Source organism: Flintibacter sp. (genome assembly GCF_046973065.1).
In genome coordinates this window covers 37257-42176 of sequence record NZ_JBKVXZ010000031.1, presented here as the reverse complement: position 1 = coordinate 42176, position 4920 = coordinate 37257, and the positions used below count along the sequence as shown (strand labels likewise).

8 protein-coding genes are annotated in these 4920 nt (G+C 61.4%); all 8 read right to left on the bottom strand.

Annotated elements, in window-relative coordinates; all coding sequences use genetic code 11:
* A partial coding sequence (locus ACLTXB_RS11720) for a UDP-N-acetylmuramoyl-tripeptide--D-alanyl-D-alanine ligase (protein ID WP_428227113.1) occupies nucleotides 1-625 on the bottom strand: 625 nt, incomplete at its 3' end.
* 4 nt (nucleotides 626-629) lie between these two features.
* Entirely contained in the window at nucleotides 630-1679 is a 1050-nt protein-coding gene (locus ACLTXB_RS11715; protein ID WP_428227112.1) for a D-alanine--D-alanine ligase family protein, read from the bottom strand.
* 129 nt (nucleotides 1680-1808) lie between these two features.
* Nucleotides 1809-2606, bottom strand: a complete 798-nt coding sequence (locus ACLTXB_RS11710) for a Nif3-like dinuclear metal center hexameric protein (protein ID WP_428227111.1) — start codon at nucleotides 2604-2606, stop codon at nucleotides 1809-1811.
* The gene (locus tag ACLTXB_RS11705) at nucleotides 2594-3301 is read right to left on the bottom strand and encodes a tRNA (adenine(22)-N(1))-methyltransferase (RefSeq protein ID WP_428227110.1); all 708 of its coding nucleotides are present in this window, start codon (nucleotides 3299-3301) and stop codon (nucleotides 2594-2596) included. The genes ACLTXB_RS11710 and ACLTXB_RS11705 overlap by 13 nt, the downstream gene beginning before the upstream one ends.
* A complete protein-coding gene (locus ACLTXB_RS11700) occupies nucleotides 3298-3891 on the bottom strand; it encodes a flavodoxin family protein (protein ID WP_428227109.1) in 594 nt (197 codons plus the stop codon). The genes ACLTXB_RS11705 and ACLTXB_RS11700 overlap by 4 nt, the downstream gene beginning before the upstream one ends.
* A 63-nt stretch (nucleotides 3892-3954) precedes the next feature.
* Entirely contained in the window at nucleotides 3955-4158 is a 204-nt protein-coding gene (locus ACLTXB_RS11695; RefSeq protein WP_008980611.1) for a DUF1858 domain-containing protein, read from the bottom strand.
* 290 nt (nucleotides 4159-4448) lie between these two features.
* The gene (locus ACLTXB_RS11690) at nucleotides 4449-4670 is read right to left on the bottom strand and encodes a helix-turn-helix domain-containing protein (protein WP_428227108.1); all 222 of its coding nucleotides are present in this window, start codon (nucleotides 4668-4670) and stop codon (nucleotides 4449-4451) included.
* 169 nt (nucleotides 4671-4839) lie between these two features.
* On the bottom strand, nucleotides 4840-4920 hold an 81-nt coding region (locus tag ACLTXB_RS11685), incomplete at its 5' end, for a CxxC-x17-CxxC domain-containing protein (protein ID WP_428227114.1).

Below are 4920 nucleotides of genomic sequence, written 5' to 3'. Positions count from 1 at the left end.
TGGCCTTGAAGATGTTCTCCCGGCTGCCCAGCTTTTCGATGTGGGCGTCACCGATGTTGGTGATGACTCCCACCTCGGGTCGCACGATATCGCTGAGGTAGTCGATCTCCCCCGGCTTATCCATGCCCATCTCCAGCACGCCCACCTGGTGGGTGTGGTCCAGACGCAGCAGGGTCAGGGGCAGGCCAATGTTGTTATTAAAGTTGCCCTCCGTCTTCAGCACCTTGTACTTAACGGAAAGCACCGCCGCGATCATATCCTTGGCTGTGGTCTTGCCCACACTGCCGGTGATGCCCACAAAGGGGATCTGAAAGCGGTCTTTATACCAGGCGGCCAGGTCCCGCAGGGCCCGTTCGGTGTTGCCCACCTGGATGTAGAACTTGTCCTCCCGGTAGTCGGTACGCACACGGGCGGTCAGGCAGCCCGCAGCCCCCGCCTCCAGGGCGGAGGTGATATAGGCGTGGCCGTCAAACCGCTCCCCCACCAGAGGGATGAACAGGGAGCCGGGATGGATATCCCGGCTGTCGGTATCCACCCCGCTCACGGTCAATTCCATGTCCTGGGAGCCGCCCAGCAGAGTGCCGTGTACCGCATCCAGCAGTTGGCCAACAGTGATGGTCTCCATACGGTTATGCTCCTTCCTTGCGGGCCTTCAGGGAGGAGGCCACAATGGTCTCACACAGGGTGGCATAGTCCATACCCACCGCGGCCGCCTCCTGGGGCACCAGGCTGGTGGGGGTCATGCCGGGCAGGGTGTTGATTTCCAGGAAGTAGGCCTCTCCGTCCTCGGTGACGATGAAGTCGGCACGGGAGTATACGGCCAGACCCAGCTCCTCAAACACGGCCACCGCCGCGTCCCCTACCTTCTTCTCCCACTCGGAGGGGATCTCAGCGGGGCATACCTCCCGGGCGGCGCCGGGCTGGTACTTGTTGGCGTAGTCGTAGAAATCGGCCTGAGGAATGATCTCAATGGAGGGCAGAGCCTTTCCGTTGAGCACCGCCACCTGGATCTCGCGGCCCTTTACGTACTGCTCCAGTACGGTGCGGCCGCCCAGGCGGATGCTCTCCTCCAGACCACGGCGCAGGTCGTCCTTGGTGTGGGCGATGGTCACGCCGATGGAGGAGCCGCTGGCGATGGGTTTGACCACCACAGGCAGCTTGGTCTCTTCCATGAGCTGCTCCAGGTTCTCCTCCGTCACGGTGACGGTGCACCAGCTGGGGGTGCGTACCTTGTGGGCTACCAGACGCTTGGTCATATCCTTATCCATAGCGATGGCCGAGCCCAGGCAGCCCGAACCGGTATAGGGAACGCCCAGCAGATCCAGGGTGGCCTGGATACGGCCGTCCTCTCCGCATGCCCCGTGGAGGGCCAGATAGACTACGTCCGCCTGGGCACACAGCTCCAGCACGCCCTGCCCAATGGCGGAGGGGCTGGTATCCTTCCGGCTCGCCCGCACCTGAGCCAGGTCGGGAGCCTCGGGGCTGACCTTTTTAAAGGCCTGGGGAATGGGGGCCTCAAAGGGGTCCACCGTACGGTCGGTCCCCTCCACGCCAAAGAACAGGTCCATCAGGGCCACCTTGTGTCCCTTGGAGCGCAGGGCCTCGCACACCATGGCTCCGGAGGACAGGGATACGTTGCGCTCGGGGCTCAGGCCGCCGGCCAATACCACTATTTTCATCCTTAACGACACCTCTATATCAGCGATCAAAGATCCGTGTTGGTATATTCTACACGCTAATATTTTATTTTAGCACAGGCAGCACCAATGCACAAGGCAAGGGTACAATTTTCCCCTGTTTTTTCCTCCTTACACGCAGGCGCAGGCTTCCTTGTGCCGGTGGGAGACCAGCACGCTCACCTCAGGGAAGCGCTTGGACAGGTACTGAGCCATCCGGTCACAGATCACGTTCTCGGTGGCGTAGTGGCCGGCGTCCAGCAGGTTGACGCCCAGCGCCCGGGCCTCCAGGAACTGGTCATACTTCACATCGGCGGTGACAAAGGTGTCGCAGCCCATGGCCACCGCATCGGCCAGCATGGAGCCGCAGGCGCCGCCGCCCACCGCCACCCGGCGCACCGGGCGGCCTCCATCGGTGTACCGCACTCCCGCAGCGCCCAGCAGCAGCTTGACCCGGCCGGCGTAGTCCGCCGCGCTCATGCCGGGCTGGTGGCACATCCCCACCCGGCCGATGCCGTAGGTGCGGCCTGCCCGGTCCACTCCATCGGGGTGGAGCTGGGTGACCTCCTGAAGACCCAGCGCCTGGGCCAGACAGTCATTCACCCCGTCCTGGGCAGCGTCCAGATTGGTGTGGCAGCAGATGGCGGCGATCTTCTCCTCCGTCAGCGCCAACAGGGTGCACCCAGTGACGCTCTCATCGGTGACCGCCTTGACCGGGTGAAAGATTACCGGGTGGTGGGACACAATGAGCTGACAGCCCAGCTTGGCCGCCTCCTCCACCACCTCCTGGGTGATATCCAGCGCCACCAGAATCTTGTCTGCCTTAGCTTCTCCCCGGCCCACCAGAAAGCCGGCGTTGTCAAAATCCATCTGGGTCTCAAAGGGGGCCCACTCATCCATTGCACAGTAAATATCCTTTACAGTTGCCATTGCTGCCACTCCTCTTTCATTGCTAGCATTTCCTTATATACGCCTTCCAGCGCCTGGCGCCGCGCCTGGATCTGTTCCCCTTTGCCCTTGGACATGCCGTCCAGAGCACGGCGCAGTTTCTGGGTCAGATGGTCCAGGTACTCTCCCCGCAGAGGGTCCCGGCTCTGCCGTCCGGCCCAGAGCTGACCGGGCGTCTGAGTACCCATCTCTCCCGTCGTCACCCGCATCACCACATACAGGGTCTCCCCTTCCCGGGCCAGCTGTTCCTTGGCAATGGCGTAGCCATGTTGGCCCAGCCACTTCCGCAGCTCGGGCAGGGAGCTCATGGGCTGGAGGATCAGGGGAATCTTCTCCTCCAAAACCCAAGGGGCGGCCTCCAGGATCTGGGCAATGGTCTCGCCCCCCATCCCGGCGATGACGATGGCGTCCACCTCACCGGGACGGATGCCTGCCAGACCGTTGCACAGCCGGAAGGCCATCTTATCCCCGCAGCCATACTGCCGGGCCGTCTCACGGGCACGGTCCAGCGGACCCTTCCGCAGGTCGGAGGCAATGGCCCAGGGGATCTTGCCCTCCAGCAGCAGGCAGGCGGGTAAATAGGCGTGGTCGGTGCCCACATCGGCCAGCCGCGCCCCCTGGGGCACCAGATCAGCCGCCAGCCGCAGCCGGGGCGAGAGTTCGATATGTTGTTTCATAAGTCCTCCCCGCCGGCCTTTTGAATGAGCGACCGGACAAAATCCCGGGCGGCGGCCAGCTTGTCTTGTGTTAAAAATGGGACGCCGGGGCCCATATCCCGGCCACAGAGCATCCCCTGCCAATGTAATCCGCTGTGGCGGCACCAGCGGCGCAGCCCAGCCTCCCACAGGTCAGCTCCCTTCTCCGGAGGATAACCGCAGGTGACGATGGTGGCAAGGTTCTTACCCCGGAGCAGAGACGGTCCCTTTACCCGGCCGTAATTTTTGGTGCCGGCGTACACGGCCCGGTCCATCAGCGCCTTCATGGGGGCGGTACAGAACCAGCCGTAAATGGGGGTAGCCAGAACAATGGTATCGCTGCGCTCCATAGCTCCGAACAGGTCGGCCATATCGTCTTCCTGCACGCAGCCTAGGCCGTCCGTCCGGTCCTGGCAGGTCTTGCAGCCCAGACAGGGCAGGATGGTCTTGTCATAGAGCCAAACGGTCTCTGCCTCGACCCCCAACTGTCCGCACTCCTCCAGGAAGGGTGCCGCCAGGGCGGCGGTATTGCCATTTTTTCTGGGGCTTCCCATGAACAGCACCAATTTCATACCGGGAACCTCCGCAAAAAATGGGGGCGGAACCCCTCCGCCCCCATCTTTCATTCCTTGGTTTTATTCGCCCTCAGCGATCATCTTGTTGACCGCGGCCAGCAGCTCGTCGGGATCCACCCCGTGAACCATGCAGGCCTGCTCCACGGTCTCACCCCGGGAAGCGGGGCAGCCCAGGCAGTGCATGCCGATGTTCATGAACAGGGGCGCAGTCTGAGGGGCGATGTTCAGAATATCACCAATGATGGTGTCTTTAGTAATGGTCATAGCAGGATTCCTCCAGTTAGTCATTAGGATGATGATAGTATATCCTAACTCGCGCTATTTTGCAATGGATTTTTCCTCGTTTTCTTTCCAGCGGCGGCAAACGATCCGGCGCCCCAGGAAAAAGAGCACCGCGCCCAAAACCACACCCAACACCAAGATCAAGAGACCCTGATTGCACAGGGCGACTGTCTGTAAGTAGCCATCCCCATTGAGATATCCTTCCGGGATTTGGTCAAGATGCTCCCACAACGCGTCTCCCTGATATCGATCCAGGTTTTGCCGATCAGTTTCTATCTGGTCATAGAGGGCTTGGGAAGCGGACATCCGCAGTACGCTCCCACAAACTTAGGAGCACTCCGCACCAAAGGGACCAGCTTGTCTGTGTCGGGTACTGCGTCCCCCAGCTCCCACTTGCTCACCGCCTGGCGGGATACCCCCACCTGCTCGGCCAGCTTTTCCTGGGACAGGCCCAGGCGGGTACGCTCTCTTTGGATGATTTCTCCGATCGTCATACCCTCGCCTCCTTTCGGCCCTATCCTAGCAAACCAGCCTCTCTAATACTACCAGCTTGGGGTGGAACTTCCGCAACCCGGAGTTGCGGTGGAAAAACAGCCCGATTTTTCTCCCTGAATACAGAAAAAGGACGCCCGGCTGGGCGCCCTTTTATCCTGGTTCTAAAAATTAGCCCTGCTGCTCGCGCATCTTGGCGAAGCACTCGCTGCAGTAGAAAGGACGGTCAGACTTGGGCTCGAAAGGAACGCG